Origin of the sequence: Aeromicrobium sp. YIM 150415 (genome assembly GCF_016918125.1) — a bacterium.
GTDB classification, from domain to species: Bacteria; Actinomycetota; Actinomycetes; order Propionibacteriales; family Nocardioidaceae; genus Aeromicrobium; species Aeromicrobium piscarium.
This window is the reverse complement of sequence record NZ_JAERWM010000007.1, coordinates 41,944-63,098: the sequence shown is the minus strand read 5'-3', so window position 1 is coordinate 63,098 and position 21,155 is coordinate 41,944. Positions and strand designations below refer to the sequence as shown.

At 67.7% G+C, this 21,155-nt stretch carries 23 protein-coding genes; 19 read left to right on the top strand and 4 right to left on the bottom strand.

Translation table 11 applies throughout. The features are described 5' to 3' along the window. The first annotated feature begins 18 nt into the window (after positions 1–18). The 3 genes from gatC to gatB are packed head-to-tail and all read left to right on the top strand — an operon-like array spanning position 19 to position 3,283. Positions 19–321 carry an Asp-tRNA(Asn)/Glu-tRNA(Gln) amidotransferase subunit GatC gene (gene gatC, locus JL108_RS05310; RefSeq protein ID WP_205197407.1) on the top strand — a complete coding sequence of 101 codons (303 nt, stop codon included), beginning with the start codon at positions 19–21 and terminating at the stop codon, positions 319–321. Then, complete coding sequence (gene gatA, locus JL108_RS05305; RefSeq protein WP_205197406.1) at positions 318–1,796, top strand: Asp-tRNA(Asn)/Glu-tRNA(Gln) amidotransferase subunit GatA; 1,479 nt, start codon at positions 318–320, stop codon at positions 1,794–1,796. Before gatC ends, gatA begins: the two co-directional genes overlap by 4 nt. Continuing rightward, entirely contained in the window at positions 1,793–3,283 is a 1,491-nt protein-coding gene (gene gatB, locus JL108_RS05300) for an Asp-tRNA(Asn)/Glu-tRNA(Gln) amidotransferase subunit GatB (RefSeq protein WP_205197405.1), read from the top strand. Before gatA ends, gatB begins: the two co-directional genes overlap by 4 nt. A 51-nt stretch (positions 3,284–3,334) precedes the next feature. Here gatB and JL108_RS05295 read toward each other — a convergent pair whose 3' ends face one another. Continuing rightward, a complete protein-coding gene (locus JL108_RS05295) occupies positions 3,335–3,643 on the bottom strand; it encodes a transcriptional regulator (protein WP_205197404.1) in 309 nt (102 codons plus the stop codon). Then, positions 3,640–3,933: a hypothetical protein gene (locus JL108_RS05290; RefSeq protein WP_205197403.1), complete on the bottom strand. Its 294-nt coding sequence runs from the start codon at positions 3,931–3,933 to the stop codon at positions 3,640–3,642. Before JL108_RS05290 ends, JL108_RS05295 begins: the two co-directional genes overlap by 4 nt. A 276-nt stretch (positions 3,934–4,209) precedes the next feature. Here JL108_RS05290 and JL108_RS05285 point away from each other — a divergent pair, with 276 nt between their 5' ends. After that, positions 4,210–4,422, top strand: a complete 213-nt coding sequence (locus JL108_RS05285) for a hypothetical protein (protein ID WP_205197402.1) — start codon at positions 4,210–4,212, stop codon at positions 4,420–4,422. 125 nt (positions 4,423–4,547) lie between these two features. On the opposite strand, the gene JL108_RS05280 is transcribed toward JL108_RS05285, so the two are convergent. Then, positions 4,548–5,438, bottom strand: coding sequence for an alpha/beta fold hydrolase (locus tag JL108_RS05280; protein ID WP_205197401.1), 891 nt, complete (start codon positions 5,436–5,438; stop codon positions 4,548–4,550). Between the two features lie 190 nt (positions 5,439–5,628). On the opposite strand from JL108_RS05280, the gene JL108_RS05275 reads away from it, so the two are divergent. Continuing rightward, positions 5,629–6,624 carry a patatin-like phospholipase family protein gene (locus tag JL108_RS05275; protein ID WP_205197400.1) on the top strand — a complete coding sequence of 332 codons (996 nt, stop codon included), beginning with the start codon at positions 5,629–5,631 and terminating at the stop codon, positions 6,622–6,624. Positions 6,625–6,634: 10 nt separating this feature from the next. On the opposite strand, the gene JL108_RS05270 is transcribed toward JL108_RS05275, so the two are convergent. Continuing rightward, positions 6,635–7,483, bottom strand: a complete 849-nt coding sequence (locus JL108_RS05270; protein WP_205197399.1) for a RimK family alpha-L-glutamate ligase — start codon at positions 7,481–7,483, stop codon at positions 6,635–6,637. A gap of 68 nt (positions 7,484–7,551) precedes the next feature. On the opposite strand from JL108_RS05270, the gene JL108_RS05265 reads away from it, so the two are divergent. The 14 genes from JL108_RS05265 to JL108_RS05200 all read left to right on the top strand — a co-directional run bounded on the left by JL108_RS05265 (position 7,552) and on the right by JL108_RS05200 (position 21,113). Then, a complete protein-coding gene (locus tag JL108_RS05265) occupies positions 7,552–8,166 on the top strand; it encodes a SatD family protein (protein ID WP_143911631.1) in 615 nt (204 codons plus the stop codon). Then, positions 8,163–8,855 (top strand): hypothetical protein, encoded by a 693-nt coding sequence (locus tag JL108_RS05260; RefSeq protein WP_205197398.1) that lies wholly within the window; start codon positions 8,163–8,165, stop codon positions 8,853–8,855. The genes JL108_RS05265 and JL108_RS05260 overlap by 4 nt, the downstream gene beginning before the upstream one ends. A gap of 52 nt (positions 8,856–8,907) precedes the next feature. Then, the gene (gene ilvD / locus JL108_RS05255) at positions 8,908–10,614 is read left to right on the top strand and encodes a dihydroxy-acid dehydratase (RefSeq protein ID WP_205197397.1); all 1,707 of its coding nucleotides are present in this window, start codon (positions 8,908–8,910) and stop codon (positions 10,612–10,614) included. A 187-nt stretch (positions 10,615–10,801) separates the two neighbouring features. Further along, complete coding sequence (locus JL108_RS05250; protein WP_143911628.1) at positions 10,802–11,608, top strand: IclR family transcriptional regulator; 807 nt, start codon at positions 10,802–10,804, stop codon at positions 11,606–11,608. After that, complete coding sequence (locus JL108_RS05245; protein ID WP_205197396.1) at positions 11,608–12,480, top strand: ABC transporter permease; 873 nt, start codon at positions 11,608–11,610, stop codon at positions 12,478–12,480. The genes JL108_RS05250 and JL108_RS05245 overlap by 1 nt, the downstream gene beginning before the upstream one ends. A 2-nt stretch (positions 12,481–12,482) precedes the next feature. Further along, positions 12,483–13,286, top strand: a complete 804-nt coding sequence (locus tag JL108_RS05240; RefSeq protein WP_143911626.1) for an ABC transporter ATP-binding protein — start codon at positions 12,483–12,485, stop codon at positions 13,284–13,286. Next, positions 13,283–14,092, top strand: coding sequence for an alpha/beta fold hydrolase (locus tag JL108_RS05235; RefSeq protein WP_205197395.1), 810 nt, complete (start codon positions 13,283–13,285; stop codon positions 14,090–14,092). The genes JL108_RS05240 and JL108_RS05235 overlap by 4 nt, the downstream gene beginning before the upstream one ends. A 3-nt stretch (positions 14,093–14,095) precedes the next feature. Continuing rightward, positions 14,096–14,596 (top strand): (2Fe-2S)-binding protein, encoded by a 501-nt coding sequence (locus JL108_RS05230; RefSeq protein ID WP_240190685.1) that lies wholly within the window; start codon positions 14,096–14,098, stop codon positions 14,594–14,596. After that, positions 14,593–17,067: a xanthine dehydrogenase family protein molybdopterin-binding subunit gene (locus tag JL108_RS05225; protein WP_205197393.1), complete on the top strand. Its 2,475-nt coding sequence runs from the start codon at positions 14,593–14,595 to the stop codon at positions 17,065–17,067. Before JL108_RS05230 ends, JL108_RS05225 begins: the two co-directional genes overlap by 4 nt. Further along, positions 17,064–18,071 carry an amidohydrolase family protein gene (locus JL108_RS05220; RefSeq protein ID WP_205197392.1) on the top strand — a complete coding sequence of 336 codons (1,008 nt, stop codon included), beginning with the start codon at positions 17,064–17,066 and terminating at the stop codon, positions 18,069–18,071. The genes JL108_RS05225 and JL108_RS05220 overlap by 4 nt, the downstream gene beginning before the upstream one ends. Then, a complete protein-coding gene (locus tag JL108_RS05215) occupies positions 18,068–18,973 on the top strand; it encodes a xanthine dehydrogenase family protein subunit M (protein ID WP_205197391.1) in 906 nt (301 codons plus the stop codon). The genes JL108_RS05220 and JL108_RS05215 overlap by 4 nt, the downstream gene beginning before the upstream one ends. After that, complete coding sequence (locus JL108_RS05210) at positions 18,970–19,311, top strand: NIPSNAP family protein (protein WP_205197390.1); 342 nt, start codon at positions 18,970–18,972, stop codon at positions 19,309–19,311. Before JL108_RS05215 ends, JL108_RS05210 begins: the two co-directional genes overlap by 4 nt. Then, positions 19,308–20,039: an SRPBCC family protein gene (locus tag JL108_RS05205; protein WP_205197389.1), complete on the top strand. Its 732-nt coding sequence runs from the start codon at positions 19,308–19,310 to the stop codon at positions 20,037–20,039. The genes JL108_RS05210 and JL108_RS05205 overlap by 4 nt, the downstream gene beginning before the upstream one ends. Before the next feature lie 90 nt (positions 20,040–20,129). Further along, a complete protein-coding gene (locus JL108_RS05200; RefSeq protein ID WP_205197388.1) occupies positions 20,130–21,113 on the top strand; it encodes an ABC transporter substrate-binding protein in 984 nt (327 codons plus the stop codon). The last annotated feature ends 42 nt before the right edge of the window (positions 21,114–21,155 follow it).

Sequence of the window (21,155 nt, the reverse complement as noted above, 5' to 3'; positions counted from 1 at the left end):
GCCTCTAGGATGGAGGGCATGTCGTCTTCTGCGATCTCTCGTGACGACGTCGCCCACCTCGCGAGCCTGGCTCGCATCGACCTGTCCGATGACGAACTCGACCGTCTGGGCGCTGAACTGCCCGCGATCCTCGAGCACGTCAAGGTCGTTCAGCAGGTGGCCGGCGACGACGTCCCCGCGATGAGCCACCCCATCCCCGTGACCAATGTGCTGCGCGCCGACGAGGTGCGCGCCGGGCTCACCCCCGAGCAGGCCCTGTCCGGCGCCCCCGATGCCGATGAGCAGCGCTTCAGCGTCCCGCAGATCCTGGGAGAAGAATGACCACCGATCTCACCACTGCCTCGGCGGCGGCCATCGCCGACGCGCTCGCCGGCGGCGAGGCGACCTCCGTCGAGGTCACTCAGGCCCACCTGGATCGGATCGCAGCCGTCGACGACCGGCTGAACGCGTTCCTGCACGTCGACGCCGAGGGCGCGCTCGCCACGGCCGCCGAGGTCGACGCGCGCCGTGCGGACGGTGCCGAGCTCCCGGCCCTCGCGGGCGTCCCGATCGCCGTCAAGGACCTCATCAACACCACCGGCCAGCCCACGACAGCCGGGTCGAAGATGCTCGAGGGCTGGATCCCTCCGTACGACGCCACCGTCGTGGCGCGTCTGCGCGCCGCCGGTCTGCCGATCCTCGGCAAGACCAATCTCGACGAGTTCGCGATGGGCTCGTCCAATGAGCACTCCGCCTACGGGCCGGCCCGCAACCCGTGGGACACCTCGCGCATCCCCGGCGGCTCCAGCGGCGGTTCGGCCGCCGCGGTCGCCGGCTATGAGGCCCCACTCGCCCTCGGCACCGACACCGGCGGCTCGATCCGTCAGCCGGGCGCCATGACCGGCATCGTCGGCGTCAAGCCGACCTACGGCGGGGTGTCGCGCTACGGCGTCATCGCGATGGCGAGCAGCCTCGATCAGGTCGGCCCGATGGCCCGCACCGTGCTCGATGCGGCGCTGTTGCACGAGGTCGTCGCGGGTCACGACCCGATGGACTCCACCAGCATCGAGCGTCCCGTCCCGCCCGTCGTCGAGGCAGCACGTCGTGGCGACGTGGCGGGGCTTCGTGTCGGCGTGATCCGCGAACTGGGCGGCGAGGGCTTCCAGCCTGGTGTCCAGGCCGCCTTCGATCGCGCCGTCGAGCAGCTGTCCCAGGCGGGTGCCGAGATCGTCGAGGTGAGCTGCCCCAGCTTCGCGCATGGCATCGCCGCGTACTACCTCGTGATGCCCAGCGAGGTCAGCAGCAACCTCGCCCGCTTCGACGCGATGCGTTACGGCCTGCGCACCGTCCCGCATCAGGGCGCGAGTGCCGAGCAGGTCATGGCGGCGAGCCGCGATGCCGGTTTCGGCGATGAGGTCAAGCGCCGCATCATCCTGGGCACCTACGCGCTGTCCAGCGGCTACTACGACGCCTACTACGGCTCGGCGCAGAAGGTGCGCACGCTCATCGCCCGCGATTTCGAGTCCGCCTTCGAGCAGGTCGACGTCCTGGTCTCGCCGACCACGCCCACCACGGCCTGGAAGCTCGGTGAGAAGTCCGATGACCCGCTCTCGATGTACCTCGAGGACATCGCGACGATCCCCGCCAACCTCGCCGGTGTGCCCGGCCTGAGCCTGCCCGTCGGGCTGGCAGACGACTCGGGTCTTCCGGTCGGTGTGCAGTTCCTGGCGCCGGCCATGGCCGATGACCGTCTGTACAACGCCGCGGCCGCGCTGGAGCGCCTCGTCGACACCCCGAAGCTGGAGGAGGTCCGATGACCACGATGGTTGCCTTCGAGGATGCCCTCACGCGATACGAGCCCGTCATGGGCCTCGAGGTCCATGTCGAGCTCAACACCGCGACCAAGATGTTCTGTGGCTGCGCGACGACCTTCGGTGCCGAGCCCAACACGCAGGTGTGCCCGGTGTGCCTCGGTCTGCCCGGTGCACTGCCGGTCGTCAACGCCAAGGGGGTCGAGTCGGCCATCCGCATCGGCCTCGCGCTGAACTGCGAGATCGCCGAGTGGTGCCGCTTCGCGCGGAAGAACTACTTCTATCCGGACATGCCGAAGAACTTCCAGACCTCGCAGTACGACGAGCCGATCGCCTTCGACGGCTATGTCGACTTGGAGGTCGAGGGCGAGGTCTATCGGATCGAGATCGAGCGGGCGCACATGGAGGAGGACACCGGCAAGTCGCTGCACGTCGGTGGCGCTACCGGTCGCATCCACGGTGCCTCGCACTCGCTGCTGGACTACAACCGCGCGGGCATCCCGCTGATCGAGATCGTCACCAAGACTATCGAGGTCCCCGGCGACAAGGCACCCGCCGTGGCGCGCGCATATGTCAACTACCTGCGCGACCTGATGGTGGCTCTCGACGTGTCGGATGCCCGCATGGATCAGGGCTCGCTGCGCGCCGATGTCAACCTGTCGCTCAAGCCGACGGGCTCGGATGTGCTGGGAACCCGCAGCGAGACCAAGAACGTCAACTCGTTCCGTTCCGTCGAGCGCGCTGTGCGGTACGAGGTCGGTCGTCACGCGGGCATCCTCGACGCCGGGGAGAAGGTCGTGCAGGAGACGCGGCACTTCCACGAGGCCGACGGCAGCACCTCTGCCGGCCGCGAGAAGTCCGATGCCGAGGACTACCGGTACTTCCCGGAGCCCGATCTCGCGCCGGTCGCGCCGTCGCGCGAGTGGGTCGAGGAGCTGCGTCAGACCCTGCCGGAGCCGCCGGCCGAGCGGCGCAAGCGCCTCCAGACCGAATGGGGCTTCTCCGATCTGGATATGCGCGACACGGTGGGTGCGGGTGCGCTCGACCTCGTCGCGTCCACGATCGAGGCCGGCACGAGCCCCGCGGCGGCCAAGAAGTGGTGGCTCGGCGAGCTCGCCCGTCGCTCGAACGAGACCGGTACCGAGATCGCCGACCTGGGCATCTCTCCCCAGCAGGTCGCCGAGATCCAGGGGCTCATCGACGCGGGCCGCATCAACGACAAGCTGGCTCGGTCGGTCTTCGACGGGGTGCTGGCGGGGGAGGGGACTCCCGAGGAGGTCGTGGCCGGCCGAGGTCTGGAGGTCGTGTCCGATGACGGAGCGCTGAGCGAGGCCGTCGACCAGGCCATCGCCGACAATCCGGATGTGGCGGACAAGATCCGCGGCGGCAAGGTGCAGGCGGCCGGTGCCCTGATTGGGGCGGTCATGAAGCAGATGCGCGGCCAGGCCGACGCGGGCCGCGTCCGTGAGCTCATCCTGGAGAAGCTCTCCTAGCCAGAACCCGTTGGGTGTTTTCGGTGTGTCGCCTGGCTGGGCTTTGTGCTGTCAAGAGGCCTGCGTGAGGCGCTGCAGTGCCGCAAGATGCTGGGTGTAGGCAGTGCGTCCGTGATCGGTGAGAGAAACCCAGGTTCGGGGACGCCCGGGTCCGCGGGATGTGCCCAGGGTCTGCGAAATGTAGCCGGCCTCGGCGAGGCGGCGCAGGTGCTTGCTGAGCGCCGAGTCGCTGATCCCGGCGGCCGCTTTGAGCGTCTGCGCCTCGACCGCTGTCGTTGCCGCGAGGGCCGCGCAGATGCGCAACCGAGCGATCTCATGGATCAAGGGATCGAGACCATCGCTGGTCGGCTCGCCGGTCATGATCCGGCGCTTCGGAGCTGCTCGCGGAGCAGGCCGTCGTAGGTGCGCCCGACGACGACGGTGCTGACTACCACGAGGGCGGTGATCACCCAGGCGGTCCAGGCGTTGCCGAGTTGATCGCTCAGGATGAAGCCGGCGGCGAAGCAGCTGACGAGGACACAGACGTAGACGGCGAGCAGCGAGCGCCCCCGCTGGCCCCCGTCGGGTGCATCCGCTCCATAGAGGTCGATACCTGATAGGCGCCGGTAGATGCGCCCCAGCGCGATGATGCCGAGCACGGGCACCGGCATGAGGAACACCGCAGATCGGCCGAGCACGCCGCAGAGCTGGAGTACGAGAAGACCGAGCAGCAGGCCGAGGGCCGGGTGGTACCACCCGGCGTGTAGAGCCGGTCGGCGAACCGCCAACGTCCGCGACCGGTGGTGTGTTGCCGGTGGATCGAGTCCGCACGAACAAGCCGATCAAGACGCAGCGACTTTCGCGGCCGCAGAGCGTCGCCCCCACCAGGTGACATGCCGTCATCGGCTCTCCTGACTCCTCCCAGGAGTGCTTTCTACAATGGTGGCATGACACAGGAGCAGCAGTTTTCGTACACGTACATGGTGATCGGCCTGCTCATCGGTGTCGTCGCCGGTGGTGTTCTTGGTCTACTCGCCGACAATCTCGGTTTCGGGCTAGCGGTAGGGCCGGCCATCGGTCTCGCCATCGGCCTCGGCTTCGATGAAGACAGGAAGCGCAAGCGTAAGAAGGCGGATGAAGATCCCCCCACTCAAGGCTGAAGGCCTTCAAGCCTTCTCATCTTCCCTTCTCTCATCCAGATCGTACGCAGTGAGTCGCGTAGTAAGTGGAAGGCGGTGGTAGCGCGAAGGTGAGCGAGTGGGGGAAGGGGACGAGGCCAGCACGCTCAACGGGTTCCTGGCCGGAGCTCGGTGACGAAGTCGTGCAGGGTCTCGGTGACGTAGTCGGGAAACTCGACGCCGATGAAGTGCGTCGCGTTGATCTCGTCGTAGGCGGCGTGCGCGATGCGATCGGCGGCGGTCTTGACGTAGCGGGCGCCGACGAGGAGGTCGCGACGTCCGGCGAGGAATCGTACCGGGTAGTCGATCGACGACAGCGAGATGCGTTGATGGTCCTTCACGCTCAACGCCAGATGGGCATACCACCGCGGATGGGTGGTGCGGAACTCGTGCAGGAGCGCCTGAAGCTCCTCCAGGTCCGCGGCGGGATCGATGAGCCGGGTGGTGCGCAGCACCCGGGACGCCAGCGGGACCACCGGCAGGTCGCGGGTCAGCGGCTCGACGAGCGGTCCGAATCGGCGGGCGGTGTGGCTCAGGGCCACCACCATGCGACGGGCGATGAAGGGCGGCACCCGCAGTGGCGCGAGGGTGGTCGAGAAGGTGTCGCCGGGAACGCCGGCGATCGCGTAGATGCCCTCCACTCGCTCGGGGAAGCGCCGGGCGAGCTCGAAGGCGACGGTCACCCCGGCCGACCAGGCCAGCACCGGGGCTCGTTCGAGGCCGAAGGCGTCCAGGGTCGCCACGGCGTCCTCGACGAAGGCGTCCAGATTCACCCGGCGCTTGGCGACACGTCCGCCTCCGCCGGTGCCGCGGTGATTCCATGACACCACGTGGACCCCGCAGTCCTCGCGCAACAGCCCCGGCCAGGCGAAGGGATTGGTGCCCAGGCCGTTCGAGAGCAGCACCGAGGGGCCGGCGACGTCATTGGTCCACGCTCGGATCCGGGTCCCGTCCTGGCTGTCGATGTCGACATAGCGCAGGGTCTCGTGAGAGATCACGGCCCTGAGTGTAGTCCTGGTTTACAGCCCGGAGTGGACTTCTGGGAACGGGGATGTCCGCCGAGTGGTGCAATCTTGCCCGCGAGTGGTGCAGATTCGCCCCGGAAACGGTGAAAATCGGGCGGATTTGCACCACTCGCGGATCTGGCCATGCGCTGTCACATCGGCGCGATCGACGTAGGTTGTCCCCATGGCGAGCGAACGTGTCACCGATCTGGTGCTCGAGGGAGGCGGCGTCAAGGGCATCGCCCTGGTGGGGGCGGCCGTCGCGCTCTCCGACCACGGGTACCGCTTCGCCCGGGTCGCCGGCTCATCGGCTGGGGCGGTGGTGGGCGCGATCATCGTCGCGATGCAGCAGCGCGGCGAGTCGATGAGTCGGGTCGACGATGTCATGCGCACGGTGAACTATCGCGCGATGCTCGACCGACGGGCGATCGGCCGGGGACTGGCCTGGTGGCCCAATGCCGCGAACGCCTGGGGTGTGCTGTTCCATCTCGGGGCGCACCGGGGCGCGTACCTGCAGCAGTGGCTCGCCGGAGTGCTCGACGACCTGGGGGTGCGCTCCTTCGGCGATCTGCGGCTGGACGATCCCGAGTCCTGTCTTCCGCCGGAGCGCGCCTACCGGTTGGTCGTCACCGCCAGCGATCTCTCACGTCAGCGCGTGATGTACCTGCCGTGGGACCTTCCGCGATACGGCCGCAGCGCCGACTCCTATCCGGTGGCGCGGGCGGTCCGCGCCTCCTCGGCCATCCCCTTCCTCTTCGAGCCTGTGCGGGTCAAGTCGCGTTTCGGCACGGTCACGCTCGCCGACGGGTCGCTGCTGCGGAGCTATCCCATCGATGCCTTCGATCGGACCGACGGCCGCCCGAGCCGCTGGCCGACGATCGGCGTCCGGCTCAGCTCGCCGGCGGGGGAGCGGGCGAAGGCCAAGCCGGTGACCGGACCGTTGTCGCTGCTCACGAACCTGGTCTTCACCACCGTCGACTCCACGCAGGTACGACACGTGAGCGACCCGGTCGACGCCGATCGGAGCATCTTCGCCAAGCCCAAGGGAGTGCGCTGGACCGACTTCGATCTCACCGCTGTTCAGCAGCAGTCGCTCTACGAGGCGGGGTACGCGGCGGCCGAGCGCTGGATGCGCCAGCATCCCGGAGGCTGGCCGCGCGTGGAGAAGAGCGCGGACTGACCGTGGCGTGTCACCCGGCCGCGCGACGGAGAACGGCGTCGGCGAGACGGTCGGCGGCGCCGCCGGCATGCGGCAGGAAGAGCGATGGTTCGGTCAGCTCGAGCTCGAGAAGCAGTTGCCGGCCCGATGCGTCCTCGACGAGGTCGATCCGCGCGTACAACGGGTCGAGACCGCGACCCCGGCAGATGCCGAGGACGCGCTCGGCGGCGTCGTGGTGCGCGGGCTCCGGTGTCGTCGCCACGACGCTCTCCGCACGTGTCGGCTCCGTGCCGGCGGTCGAGTCCCGGGTCAGGCGCGGCCCTTTGACGATCGCGTGCGAGAACCTGCCGTCGGTATAGATCATCGCGGTCTCGCCCTGAGCGTCGACCGACGCGATGTAGGGCTGGACCATGGCGGTCCGGCCCGCATCCTGCAAGGCACGGCTGTGGGCGACGGCGTCATCGGGCATCGCCCACCGCGCCGTGTCGGCGGAGCCCGCGGAGACCGATGGCTTCACCACCCATTCCGAGGCTGCGGGCAGCTCCTCCTTGGTGCGGACATCCCAGTGCGTCGGCACTACGTCGATGCCGGCATCGGCCAGATCGCGCAGATACGTCTTGTCGGTGTTCCACCGCAGGATGTCGGCAGCGTTCTGCAGGTGCGGAATCCGTTCGGCCCAGGCCAGGAACGCCTCCCGTCGTTCGATGTAGTTCCAGCACGAGCGCACCAGCGTGACGGCGACATCGTCCCAGCGGGCCTGGGGATCGTCCCAGTAGCGGATCACCGTCTCCACGCCATGCTGGGAGAGCGCATCGACGAGTAGCGGCAGGTCGGCATCGATGGTGTCGTAGGGGTGGGCAGAGGCCAGCGCGACGATCATGGTCGACACGGTAACGCTGATATGCGTCAAAAAGAAGCGGATAGCTGATTCTATGGCATTATCAGCATATGGCTGTTGCAATCATCGGCGATCTCGTCGAGTCCCGCGCCTGGGACGATCGCGGTGCCCTGCACCGCGCCGTGCTGCAGGCGTGTGCCGTCACGGCCGAGCTGGTGCCCGGGGCGGTGCAAGCTCTCGAGCCCACGATAGGCGACGAGCTCCAGGCGGTCTATCCCGATGTCGCGACCGCGCTGGACGCGGCGATGATCCTTCGGCTGAGTCTGCCCCATCCGGCCGACTGTCGCGCCGGGATCGGCGTCGGTGACGTCGAGATCGTCGGACCCGGCGCCTATGGTCTGATCCAGGACGGCTCGGCCTGGTGGGCCGCCCGCGAGGCGCTCGAGGATGTCGAGCGTCAGGAGCGCCGCATCCGGGGCCTGCGCACACGTGTGTGGGCGGCCGACGGATACGAGAAGGGGGAGTTCGTGAACGCCTACGCCGTCTGTCGCGATCACATCGTGAGCGACCTCGACGAACGGCAGCGCCGGTTGGTGCTCGGGCTCCTGCGTGGCCACACGCAGGAGGAGCTGGCCGAGCAGGAGGGCATCACCCAGTCGGCCGTGTCGCAGAGCCTGCGTCGCAGTGGAGCGCTCGCCCTCAAGGACGCCTGGGGCCGGCCGTGATCGTCGTCGCCCTGCTCCTGGCCTCCGTGGGTGCGGCCGATCTCGTCCGCCGGCCCGCCGGAGGCCGGTTGCGGACCGTGGAGCTTCCTTTCCTCATGGCCCTGGCCGTCTACGTGCTCGGTGGCGCGATGCTCGGCCTGGAGCGGTCCGGCATCTGGACGCTGCTCCCAGCGATGGCCATCGTCATGCTCTGGCTCACGTCCCAGCCTCGCCAGGGTGTCTGGGGCCCTCTGGCCCTGGCCGCGGGACTCGCGGTCGCCCTCCTCTTCGGACAGCACGTACCGCGCACGGAGGCACCCATCGGTTCCTGGTACGCCGATCTGGAGATACCGGCGATCGAGACCCTGGACCTCGACACCGCGGTGCTGGGGCTGGGCATCGTGCTCTTCCTGCTGCAATCGGCCAATGTGGTCGTACGAGCGGTGCTGCGCCGGGCCGGGCCCGCGGTCCTGGACGAGGAGCGCGAGCTCCAGGGCGGTCGAATCCTCGGCCCGATCGAGCGCGTGTTCATCTTCGCGATGGCGCTCGCGGGGCAATACGCGGCCGTCGCCGCCGTCATGGCGGCTAAAGGGGTGCTGCGGTTCCCCGAGATCTCGCGCGACCCGGGCGACGGCACACGTGCCGAGTACGTGCTGGTCGGCAGCTTCGTCAGCTGGGCGCTCGCCTTCGCGACCGTCCCGTTCTTCTGACTCCGCGATAACCCCGCGGCGTTCTGCCGGAGGCGAGTCGTACGCTTTTCCCATGACCTCTTCCGACTCCACTCCCGCGGACCAGATCGACATCAAGCCCCGTAGCCGGACGGTTACCGACGGTATCGAGGCGACCGCCTCGCGCGGCATGCTCCGCGCGGTAGGGATGGGCGACGACGACTGGGTCAAGCCGCAGATCGGCGTGGCGTCGAGCTGGAATGAGATCACCCCCTGCAATCTCTCCCTCGACCGCCTCGCGAAGGCGTCCAAGGAGGGCGTGCACGCCGGTGGCGGCTACCCGCTCGAGTTCGGCACGATCAGCGTCTCCGACGGCATCTCGATGGGCCACGAGGGTATGCACTTCTCGCTCGTGAGCCGCGAGGTCATCGCCGACTCGGTCGAGACCGTGATGATGGCCGAGCGGCTCGACGGATCGGTGCTGCTGGCCGGCTGCGACAAGAGCCTGCCGGGCATGTTGATGGCCGCTGCCCGTCTCGATCTCGCGAGTGTCTTCCTCTACGCCGGGTCGATCATGCCGGGCAAGGTCGACGGCGAGGATGTCACGCTGATCGACGGGTTCGAGGGTGTCGGCGCCTGCATGAAGGGTCTGATCTCCCGCGAGCAGCTGGACAAGATCGAGCGCAACATCTGCCCCGGCGAGGGTGCCTGCGGCGGCATGTACACCGCCAACACGATGGCCTCGGTCGCCGAGGCGCTCGGCATGAGCCTGCCGGGTTCGGCCGCGCCGCCGGCGATCGACCGCCGCCGCGACGGCTTCGCTCAGGAGTCCGGCAAGGCCGTCGTGGAGCTGCTCCGCAAGGGCATCACGGCTCGCCAGATCATGACCCGCGAGGCCTTCGAGAACGCCATCGCCATCGTCATGGCCCTCGGCGGCTCCACCAATGCCGTGCTGCACCTGCTGGCGATCGCGCGTGAGGCCGAGGTCGACCTCACGCTCGAGGACTTCAACCGCATCGGCGATAAGGTCCCGCATCTCGGCGATCTCAAGCCCTTCGGCAAGTACGTCATGTACGACGTCGATCAGAAGGGCGGTATCCCGGTCGTCATGAAGGCGCTGCTGGACGCGGGCCTGATGAACGGCGACACCCTCACCGTCACCGGCAAGACGATGGCCGAGAACCTCAGCGACCTCGGCCTCGATGGCAAGGTCGACGGCAGCGTCATCCGCCCGCTGTCCGAGCCCATCCACCGCACCGGCGGCATCACGGTGCTCAAGGGCTCGCTGGCCCCCGAGGGCGCGGTCGTCAAGAGCGCCGGCTTCGACTCCGATGTCTTCCGTGGCACCGCCCGCGTCTTCGACGGCGAGCGCGCGGCCATGGATGCGCTGGAGGACGGCACGATCGTGGCGGGCGACGTGGTCGTCATCCGCTACGAGGGTCCCAAGGGCGGTCCCGGCATGCGTGAGATGCTCGCGATCACGGGTGCCATCAAGGGCGCCGGCCTCGGCAAGGACGTGCTGCTGCTGACCGATGGACGCTTCTCCGGCGGCACCACCGGCCTGTGTGTCGGCCACGTGGCGCCCGAGGCCGTCGACGGTGGTCCGATCGCGTTCGTCCGCGATGGCGACATCATCGAGCTCGACATGGCCAATCGCACGCTCGAGGTCGAGGTCGACGCCGACGAGTTCGAGCGTCGCCAGCAGGGCTGGGAGCCCAACCCGCCGCGCTACACCACGGGCGTGCTCGCCAAGTACGCCAAGCTCGTGTCCTCGGCCGCCGACGGCGCCGTCTGCGGATAGCTCGTTCGAGTCGTCTGACGTGGCGGGGGTCCTCACCCGCTTCTGACAGCACCACCAGGTCCGTCCTGGCGGTGCTGTCTTTTTTGCGGCCATCCCAGGCCGTACGGGCGACTCGTGGCCACCTCTTCTAGGGCAGGTCGACCCCGAAGGCTTGACTTTGAAACTGTGTTCCAGTTCACTGTGTGACATGAAACATAGTTCCGAACCAGTGTTGTTGGTCACTCGCACACTCGACATCCTGGAAGCTCTGGCCCGATCAGGAGCCCCGACGGCGCTGACAGAGCTGTCGGAACAGGTGGCGTCCCCGAAGGCCACTACGCACCGGATCCTCGCCTCACTGCAAGCGCGCGGCTACGTGAGCCAAGACGCGTCCACAGGGCGGTACTCGGCGGGGGTGCGATGCTTCGAGCTGGGAAGCCTCTGGGCACAGAATCTGGACCTGCGCGCGGTCACCGCGCCGTACCTGAAGGCGCTCAACGAGCAGTCGCGCGAGACCGTGCATCTGGGGGTGTACGAACACGGCGATGTCATCTACATCGACCGCCTGGAAAGCCCGCAACAGGTCGTCGCCAAGTCGTATGTCGGACGTCGCTGTCCGGCCACCTGCGTTGCCACCGGCCGCGTCCTGCTGGCCTACAGCGATCACGACGAGATCGACCGGGTCCTCTCGGAGCCTCTGCCCGCGTACACCGACCGTTCCATCACCGATCCCGCCGAGCTCGGCGAGATGCTCACCGACGTGCGTGAACGCGGCTACGGCATCAACCAATGCAGCTACCGCGACGATGTCAGCGGCATCGCTGCTCCCATCCGGGATCACACCGGCCGTGTGGTCGCCTCGGTCGGTCTGTGCATGCCCGACCACCGCATGAGCCCGGACCGTATGGACGCTCTGCGTGACATGACGCTCGCGACGGCCGCCGACATCTCGCGTGCCCTGGGGGACCGGCGGTACTTCTCGACGCAGCTGACCACCGTTGGAGGGGAGTCCTGATGGCCATCCCGGAGGCGACGAAGCCCGACGAGGGGCTGGCTCCCGCGACCCGCAAGCCCGTGTGGCAGCGGCTCGCGGATCCCAAGATCGCGATCCTGCTCGTCCTCTTCCTGGTGGTCTGGCAGATCGCGGCCACCCTGGTCTCTGGCTATAACGTCCCGCCCATTCTCGACGTCGCCGAGCATCTGTGGGCGACCGTGACGAGCGCCGAAGGCCTGGAGAACCTGTTCACGACGCTGGCACGCGTCGGTTTCGGCCTCGTGTGCTCGTTCATCGTCGGCGTCGCCATCGGTCTGCTCACCGGCGCGAACGCTCTCGCGGCGGGCTACCTGCTGCCGATCGTGCGATTCGTGCAGGGGATCCCTTCGCTGTCCTGGGTCATCATCGCCGTCATCTGGTTCTCCAATGTCGAGCTGCGTGTCTGGTTCGTCATGCTGCTGGTGACGCTGCCCGGCTTCGCCCTGCAGACCTACGACTCCTATCGCGCCATTCCGGCGGAGCTGCGCGATATGGCGCGGTCATTCCGCCCGACGCGCTGGGCGCTCTTCCGCGAGGTGACCCTGCCGTCCATCACGCCGGGACTGTTCACCGCCTGGAAGGTGAACCTCGGACTCGGCATTCGCATGGTGCTGATCGCGGAGCTGGTCGGCGCCACCGTCGGAGTCGGTTCGCAGCTCCTGACCGCTCAGCAGCTCTTCGATATGGCCGCAGTCGTCTCATGGACCCTTCTCCTGGCCGTCTGCATGCTGATCCTGCAAGCGGCCATCGACGCCGTCGAGTCCTATGTGCTGCGCTATCGCGCCATTCCACAGGCGCCGGCCGCCAAGCTCTCCGCCCCCTCGGCCGAAGAGCCCGTCACGACGAAGGGATGACCATGACCACCTACGCTCCAGAGAACGACGCCATCATCGAGTTCGACCGCGTCGAGAAGACATTCCCGGGTCATCGTGCGGTCGAGAACCTGGACTTCACGATCAGCCGTGGCGAGCTGGTCTCCGTCGTCGGTGTCACCGGTTGCGGCAAGTCCACGATGTTCAACCTGACCCTCGGTCTGTTCGCGCCGACGCGAGGGACCGTCCAGGTGCAGGGGCACGACCCCTATACCGAGTTCGACTGGTTCCGTCGCAAGGTCGCCGTCGTCTTCCAGGACGCCCGACTGCTGCCCTGGCGCACCGCGTTGCAGAACGTCTGCGTGGGGATGAAGTTCGCCGGCATCGAGAAGGAGCGCTGGGAACCGGTGGCCCGCGACTGGCTCGAACGGCTCGGACTGGCCGGCCGTGAGAATTCCTACCCGCACCAGCTCTCGGGCGGCCAGCGTCAGCGTGTGTCGCTCGCACGGGCCTTCGCGGTCGACCCCGAGCTGATCCTGTGCGACGAGTCCTTCTCGGCGCTGGACGAGATCACCGCGAAGGCGCTGCGCGCGGAGTTCGTGGAGTTGGTCCGCGCCGGCAACAAGACAGGGGTCGTCATCACCCACAACATCGCCGAGGCGCTCTCGCTGGGCAACCGTGTTCTGGTGATGCGTCCGCCCGGACATCTCGCCGACGATGTCCACCTCGATCCAGATGCCACTCAGGAGGACGTCGACGCGTTGCGGCAGCGGGTGCTGCGGGCGATGGACCCCGGCGGCGGTGACACCGTAGTGGGCACCCCGTCGGCGAAGGCGTCGAGCGCATGACCGACCGATTTGCTCGGTCACCCGACGGCACGATGCTCGGATACGAGGTCGCCGGCGACCCCGCCCTGCCCACGCTGCTCCTGTTGCACAGCCTCGGCGCCGACCGTGGCATGTGGGGGCGATGCCGCGCCTTGCTGCAGGAGCAGTATCGGCTGATCCTGCCCGATACGCGGGGCCACGGATCGTCCGAAGCAGCCACGGAGCAGTCGGTGACGTCGTGGACCGAGGATCTCGTGGCGATCCTGGATGACGCGGACGCGGGCCGGTGCACGGTGGTGGGAGTCTCGCTGGGCGGCATACAGGCGATCGCTCTCGCCGCACACCGTCCCGAGCGCGTGCGAGGCATGGTCGTCGCCGACAGCTTCGTCGGTCTCGATGCCGAGGTGGCTGCCGCGAAGATCGCGAGCTCGGTCGAGCAGGCCACGACTCTGTCGATGCCGGCAGTCGCCGATCGGTACCTCGCGGACACGTTCCGCGAACCGTATCCGCCCGACGCCGAGGCCGTGCGTCGCGCGATCGCGCAGATGGACAGGGACAGCTACATCGCTGCAGTCGAGGCGTGTTTCGGGATAGACATCCGCGACCTCCTCGGCAGGGTCGCCGCCCCGGCTCGCGTCGTGTGGGGCGATCGCGATCAGAAGACCCCGAGACCGCTTTCGGAGGAGATCGTCGCCGGTCTGGCGCGAGCCGATCTGGTGGTGCTGCCCGACGCCGGTCACCTGTCCAATGCCGACAATCCCGGCGATTTCGCCGCCGAAGTCCATGCATTCTGCGAGCAGCTCGATGCTGCCGCCGCGAAGGAGTAGATGATGACCACGGATCAGCATGTCGGCCTCGAGGTCAACGGGGAGTGGCGGACCTGCGCGACATCTGCGCGCACCAGCTTGGCGGACTTCCTGCGTGACCAACTGGGTCTCACCGGTACCCACCTGGGCTGTGAGCACGGTGTCTGCGGGGCCTGCACGGTATTGCTCAACGGCACGCCGATTCGCTCGTGCATCATGCTCGCCGCGCAGGCCGATGGGCAGTCGGTCACGACGATCGAGGGACTGTCCGGTCCGCGGGGCGAACTCAATGCCGTTCAAGACGCGTTCTGCGAGACCCACGCGCTGCAGTGCGGCTTCTGCACGCCGGGCATGGTCCTGGCCGTGCAGGCCTTGGTCGACAGCAACCCCACCCCCAGCACCGAGGACATCGATGAGGCCATCGGCGGCAATATCTGCCGCTGCACCGGCTATGTGCAGATCCGCGAGGCCGTGGCCACTGTCGTCGCTGGCATCGCGGAGGAGGACAAGGTGAGCACGCCATGACGACGATCGATGAGCAAGCGCCTGACATGACGGTCACTCACGAGAGTGTGGCTTCCGGGGTGCATCACGAACCCGGTCATCGATACCTCTCACAGCCCGGCCGTATCCGCGAGGACCGACGATTCGTCACCGGCAGCGGATGCTACGTCGCCGACATCATGCCGCCGGGCACGCTGCACGTCGGCCTGGTGACCAGTCCGCATCCCCATGCCCGGATCGTGTCGATCGACACCGAGGAGGCCCTGAAGATCCCCGGCGTCGTCGCCGTGGTGACGGGCGCCGAGCTGGCGGCCGAGACAAACCCGTTGCGGCAGTATCTCGATGTTCCCGAGGTCCAATGGCGCCCGCTGGCTGTCGAGTCGACGCGGTACGCGGGCGAGTGGATCGCCGCCGTGGTGGCCGACTCCCGTGCCATCGCGGAGGACGGCGCCGAAGTGGTCGTGGTCGACTACGAACCTCTGCCGTTCGTCATGGACCCCGAGCATGCGGCGCAAGACGAAGCTCCACTCGTGCATCCCTCGCATGGCACCAATGTCATGGCGCAGCGTCGTTTCGTCTGGGGCGATGTCGATGCGGACCGCGCCCGTGCTGGTCGCTCCACCACCGTGACGACGCGCTGGAACCGCAACTCGACCGTGCCGCTGGAGACCTTCGGCGTCGTCGCGCAGTGGGACCAGCACCGGGACGTGCTCGATGTCTGGGCCTCGATCCAGATGCCGCAATTCCCCGACCAGGTGGCCGAGGCGCTGCGGATACCCAGCAACAGTGTGCGTGTCCACTTCGACGTCGACGTCGGCGGCAGCTATGGCGTCAAGCGAGGCATCAAACACGGCGTCCTCGCCGGCTTCCTGGCCCGCCGGCTCGGCGTACCGGTCAAACTGATCGAGGACCGCAGCGAGAACATGCACGGCGGTGACTTCCACGGCCCGGACCGGTTGTTCGAGGTCGAGCTCTGGTACACCGCCGACGGCGAGTTCACCACGATCCGCATCGACGTGCTGGACGACGAGGGGGCCTACCCCGGCCGCTCGCCACTGCAGCTCGCGAAGCCGATCGGCGCGATCGTCGGCCCGTATCGGATACCGAGCGCGGCATACAACGCCACCGCGGTCACGACCAACAAGACCGGGCAGGTCGCGGTTCGAGGCTTCGGCCAGTCGCCGACCAATTACGCGATCGAGGCTGCGGTCGACGCCGTCGCCCGGGATCTGGGCGTGGATCGGCTGGAGTTGAGGCGCCGGAACTTCATCGGACCCGACGAGTTCCCGTACCGGATCCCCAGCGGCACTGAGTACGACTCGGGCGATTACCCGGGCGTGCTCGACAAGGCCATCGAGATCTCGGACCTCACGTCGCTGCTGGCTGAACGCGACGACCTGCGGGCGCAAGGCCGTCTCGCAGGTATCGGCTTCGCTGCCTGCCTCGAGCCCGGCGGTGGCAACGCGATCTTCGAGAACATCATGAATCCCCGCAACGACAAGACGACCTTCCCCGAGGCCTGCCGCCTCCGTGTCGACGGGTCAGGGCGTGTCACGGCGATCATCTCGATCTCGTCGGCCGGACAAGCACACGAGACCATGATCGCGACATTGGTCGGTGAAGAGCTGGGCATAGCGCCGGACGATATCGCGGTGATCCGCGCCGACTCGCTCACCGGCTTCCCGTCGCAGAGCCCGGTCGGCAGCCGCATGACGATCGTCCTCGGGCGTGCGGTCCACGGCGCGGCAACGGAGCTGAAGACCAAGCTGTGCGCGATCGGCGCCGGGATGCTCGATCTCCCGGCCGACCAGGTCGAATACCGTGACGGTGCGGTCGTCGTGGCCGGTGATGCTACGCGCTTCATCGGCTGGGACGATCTCGTGGCCGTCGCGCATCGCAAACAGCATCTGATGCCAGCGGACATGCAGCCCGGGCTCGAGGTCGTCCACGTGGCGCATACTCCTCGGTCAGGCACACTCACCGCGCCGGACGGGACCGTGCAGCTCTATCCGTGCTACTCCTTCGAGGTCCATGTGGTCCTCGCGGAGATCGATCCGGGCACGGCGAAGGTGGACTTGACGAAGTACTACATCGCCCACGACTGCGGCACGGTGATCAACCCCGATGTCGTGCGCGGCATGGTGTACGGCGGCACCGCCCACGGAATCGGCGTCGCGCTCTACGAGCAGTTCGCTTTCAGCGATGCCGGTCAGCCGCTCACGCAGTCGTTCATCGACTATCTGCTGCCCAGTGCACACGAGGTTCCACAGATCGTGGACGCCGAGCACTGCACCCCGTCGCCCTTCACCACCCATGGTCAGAAAGGTGTCGGCGAGGCCGGATACATGGGCGCACCGGCGGCCGTCGCCGGCGCCGTCAACGATGCCCTCAGTGGCCTCGGCGCCGGTCCCATCCACTCTCTACCGATCAAACCCAGCGACATCTGGGCCGCGTTGCGCGGCGCGGAGCGCGACCGCGAAGGAGCCCTGTGAACACCACCCCTCCCCAGGAAGCCACCGTCATCGACACCCACGCGCATCTGGCACCCCGGCACCTGCTGGAGCGCATGCACAGCGGCGAGGTGCGCTTCCCGCACATCGAGGTCACCGCCCATGAGGAGACCTATCGCGTCTCCTTCGCGGGCGGCGAGCCGACCCGACCCGTCTCACCCGGTCTGACCGACCAGGAGCGGCGCGGACGGTGGCTGGACGAGAACGGCATCGACCTGCAGCTCGTCGGCGGATGGCTGGACATCTTCGGCTATCAGCTCCGCGGCGACGAAGGCGCTGAATGGGCGGAGACCTTGACTCGGGCCATCGTCGAGACGATCGCCGACGACCCGCGACAGCTGGCTCTCGGGACCTTGCCGCTGCAGGATCCGCAGCGTGCGGCAGATGCACTGCGACAGCAGCGCGCCGACGGGCTGCCGGGCGTGATGATCGCCACCAGGGTCGGCACGACCGACCTCGACGACCCGTCTCTCACCCCGTTCTGGGAGGCCGCCGACGAGACCGAGGCGCTCGTGTTCCTGCACCCCGGCTTCGGCGGTGCCAGCGATCGTTACCACGACTTCGGCCTCGTCAATGGGCTCGCCCGCCTGGAGGACACCACCGTCAGCCTCGCTCGACTGCTCTACGCGGGCGTGCCCGCGCGGTATCACCGCGCCAAACTGCTGGTCGCCCATGCGGGAGCGGCGCTGCCGTACGTGCTCGGCAGGCTCATGCGCAATCACGCGATGAATCCCGACACCACGGCCGATCCGCTGGAGTCCTTCCAGCAGCTGTACTTCGACAGTGTCATCTTCGACGCCCCTTCGCTGCGCTTCCTGGTCGACAAAGTCGGGGCCGACCGGGTGCTGCTGGGGTCGGACTATCCCTTCCCGATCGGGGACCTGACTCCCCGCTCGGTCATCGAGGAGGCACGGTTCTCCGCCGTCGAGCGGGCTCTCATCGACGGCGGCAACGCTCGTCGGTTGATCGGGGGCGAGCGACCGTGAAACCGGTCGACTTCGAGCTGCACCGTCCTGAGACGCTAACCGAGGCAGTGGATCTGCTGGCCGCCCACGGAGACGACGGCAAAGTGCTCGCAGGAGGCCAGAGCCTGGTGCCCCTGCTGAACTTCCGGCTGGCCCGCCCGGGGCATCTGATCGATCTCGGCCGCATCGCGTCACTCTCGGCATTGCAACGCACCGAGGACGGGTTGTCGATCGGCGCCATGGTGACGCATGCCCAGGCCGGTCGTTCACCTGCCGTCGCCACCGCCGCTCCGCTGATGGCGGCCGCCATCCCTTTCATCGCGCATGAGGCGATCCGGGCACGCGGCACGATCGGAGGCAGTATCGCGCATGCGGACCCGGCGGCCGAGCTGCCGGCCGTCGCCAGGGCACTCGATGCCGAGTTGGTCGTGCTCGGCCCCGGGGGCGTCCGCCGCATCCCGGCAGAGGACTTCTTCGTGGCGAATCTCGTCACAGCCCTTCGCCCCGACGAACTGCTGGCCCGAGTCGAGATCCTCCCCGCGGGACCAGCCACGGGAGGCGCCTTCGACGAGATCGGGCGGCGGCGCGGTGACTTCGCCCTGGTGGGAGCGGGCGCCCAGATCAGCCTGGCTGACGACGGAACGATCCGTGACGCGCGGCTGTGCCTGACCGGGGTCGCGAGCACACCGCACCGCGCAGCCGAGGCTGAGGCCGTTCTCGTCGGCCGAGCTCCTACCGCCGCGTGCTTGAAAGAGGCCGCGTCGGTGACCCGACAGACGGTCACACCGACGGCCGACCTGCACGCCACCGCGGACTACCGCCGTGACGTGGCGGGGACTTTGCTCGAACGAGCCGTGCAGAAAGCCGCCGACCGGGCGGCAGCCACCAGTACTACATCAGACGAGGGACGGAGAGCTTCATGATCTACGAACTGCGCGAGTACGTCGCCCATGAGGGAGCAGAGCAGAAGGTGCACGACCGGTTCGCCGACGACACGCTCCCGCTGTTCGAGCGCCACGGCCTGGACGTGATCGGCTTCTGGCAGGACCGTGAGGATCCGACACGCATCCTCTACCTGCTCCGGTTCGACGATCTCGATACCCAACAGCTGGCCTGGTCCAGGTTCCAGAACGATCCGGACTGGAAGCAGGCGAAGGCCTCGTCGGAGGCGGATGGCCCCATCGTGGCCGAGATGACCAGCCGGATTCTGAACCCGGTCTCTTACTGGCCGGCTACCGACGGACCGAAGGAACGCGCATGATCGAGCTGAAGCATCAATTCCGTGTCGATCTGCCCGTCGAGCAGACCTGGGCGCTGCTGACCGACCTTCCCCGAGTAGCCACCTGCCTGCCGGGAGCGGCGCTCGATGATGTCGTCGACGGTGAGTACCGCGGCGGCTTGTCGACCCGCATCGGGCCGATCAGCGCGAAGTATCAAGGCACAGCCAGCTTTCGTGAGCGCGATGACGTCGCCCATCGAGCCGTGATCGACGCCCGCGGCCGTGAGCAGAAAGGCAGCGGTTCGGCAAACGCTCTGATCACTGCCGAGCTCAAACCGGTGGAGGGCGGCACACTCGTCGACGTCACCACCGAGCTGAATGTCTCGGGCCGGGCCGCCCAATTCGGCCGCAGCCTGCTCGCCGAGGTCAGCAACACGATGGTCGATGAGTTCGTCCGTCGTCTCGAGGTCATGATCGGTGGCGGCGACGACAGCCCCCCTGTCTCCGGTCCGGAACCGTCGGCGGGGGATACGGGCAGCGGCGTGACGGGATCGGCCGCGCTCGCCCAGGACGACCTCGACGTCGTGCGCACGATCGTGCTGCCGATGCTGCGCAAGGGTCTCCCGGCGATCGCCGCCGCGTTGATCGCCGGTCTCATCGGGATGGTGGTCGGCCGCCGCCAGCGCCGCGTGGCCGGGCCAGGGCGAATTCCCGTGACCTACGTGTTGCCGTATCCCGAGGGACGGGAGCGAGCGAGCTTCCTGCCATAGAACCCATTCCCCGCCTTCCCCGAGCCCGAAGTTGATCCCATCGATAGAAACGAGAGCAGCATGTCCTGGAACCCCGTACCGCGGAGAAACGTGCTACGCCGTACCGCCGCGATCGGCGCTTCGACGCTTCTAGCCGTCGCCGGAGTGACGGCCTGTGGCTCAGATGGCGGCGGTGACAGCACCACGGTCAAGATCGTCGCCTTCCAAGCTCCGTCATTGGGCGCCTTCCTGCCTGCCGTCATCGAGGAACGTGAACTGGACGCGGAGCACGGACTCGACCTGCAGTTCACGTACGCCACACCGGACAACTACAACTCGGAGTTCGGGGCTGGGCACTATGACGTCGGTGGGAGCGCGGCTCTGCTGTCAGAGGGCTTGCGAACCGAACGAGGCGCGGATGTCACCTATCTGTTCAACCTGTTCGATTTCTACGGCACAGTGGTGACCTCGGACCCCGATATCGAGAGCCTGACCGATCTCCCCGGCCACACCCTCGCCGCCGCGACGGGCACGACGAACTATGCGATGTTCGCTTGGTTCGCCCAAGACATCGGACTCGATCTCAACGAGGTCGAGACGCAGAATCAGACGACGGCCGGATTGTCGACGATGGCACAGACCGGCCGTGCCGATGCCACACAGCTGTGGGAGCCGGCCTATTCGTCGCTGCTGGCCTCGGTCTCGGACATCCGCACCGTCGATCTCGACTACGACGCGTGGGAGTCCGAGTTCGGTACCGGTGACATTCCTTATCTGGGCGTGGCCGCTCAGACTGCCTGGGTCGATGAACATCCCGATGAGGTGCAGTCCCTCTACGACACGTACAAGGCGGCCGCCGACTGGGTGTTGGACAACCCTGAGGAGGCGGGCGCATTGATCGCCAAGACGATCCCCGGCGGAGATGCGGAGGTCATCCAGAAGCTCATCGAGGACAACGACGAGAGGTTGCGACTGCGGGTAGCACCGGCGAGCGACGTGACCGAAGGTATCCGGGCGGTGTTCGAGGCCGGTATCCAGACGGGCTATCTCGCCGATCAGCCGCCGGATTCGGTGATCTTCGACGGCCTGCAGTGAGCGGGAGGCCGTGCGGCGCTGCCCGGAGGCGACGTGGTCGGG

Coding starts and splice junctions, on each gene's coding strand:
- JL108_RS05240 (WP_143911626.1), top strand. CDS start 12,483: ATGACCACCTACGCTCCAGAGAACGACGCCATCATCGAGTTCGACCGC.
- JL108_RS05210 (WP_205197390.1), top strand. CDS start 18,970: ATGATCTACGAACTGCGCGAGTACGTCGCCCATGAGGGAGCAGAGCAG.
- JL108_RS05205 (WP_205197389.1), top strand. CDS start 19,308: ATGATCGAGCTGAAGCATCAATTCCGTGTCGATCTGCCCGTCGAGCAG.
- JL108_RS05265 (WP_143911631.1), top strand. CDS start 7,552: ATGGCTGTTGCAATCATCGGCGATCTCGTCGAGTCCCGCGCCTGGGAC.
- gatC (WP_205197407.1), top strand. CDS start 19: ATGTCGTCTTCTGCGATCTCTCGTGACGACGTCGCCCACCTCGCGAGC.
- JL108_RS05285 (WP_205197402.1), top strand. CDS start 4,210: ATGACACAGGAGCAGCAGTTTTCGTACACGTACATGGTGATCGGCCTG.
- JL108_RS05230 (WP_240190685.1), top strand. CDS start 14,096: ATGACCACGGATCAGCATGTCGGCCTCGAGGTCAACGGGGAGTGGCGG.
- JL108_RS05290 (WP_205197403.1), bottom strand. CDS start 3,933: ATGCCGGTGCCCGTGCTCGGCATCATCGCGCTGGGGCGCATCTACCGG.
- JL108_RS05295 (WP_205197404.1), bottom strand. CDS start 3,643: ATGACCGGCGAGCCGACCAGCGATGGTCTCGATCCCTTGATCCATGAG.
- gatA (WP_205197406.1), top strand. CDS start 318: ATGACCACCGATCTCACCACTGCCTCGGCGGCGGCCATCGCCGACGCG.
- JL108_RS05270 (WP_205197399.1), bottom strand. CDS start 7,483: ATGATCGTCGCGCTGGCCTCTGCCCACCCCTACGACACCATCGATGCC.
- JL108_RS05245 (WP_205197396.1), top strand. CDS start 11,608: ATGGCCATCCCGGAGGCGACGAAGCCCGACGAGGGGCTGGCTCCCGCG.
- JL108_RS05250 (WP_143911628.1), top strand. CDS start 10,802: ATGAAACATAGTTCCGAACCAGTGTTGTTGGTCACTCGCACACTCGAC.
- JL108_RS05225 (WP_205197393.1), top strand. CDS start 14,593: ATGACGACGATCGATGAGCAAGCGCCTGACATGACGGTCACTCACGAG.
- gatB (WP_205197405.1), top strand. CDS start 1,793: ATGACCACGATGGTTGCCTTCGAGGATGCCCTCACGCGATACGAGCCC.
- JL108_RS05235 (WP_205197395.1), top strand. CDS start 13,283: ATGACCGACCGATTTGCTCGGTCACCCGACGGCACGATGCTCGGATAC.
- ilvD (WP_205197397.1), top strand. CDS start 8,908: ATGACCTCTTCCGACTCCACTCCCGCGGACCAGATCGACATCAAGCCC.
- JL108_RS05275 (WP_205197400.1), top strand. CDS start 5,629: ATGGCGAGCGAACGTGTCACCGATCTGGTGCTCGAGGGAGGCGGCGTC.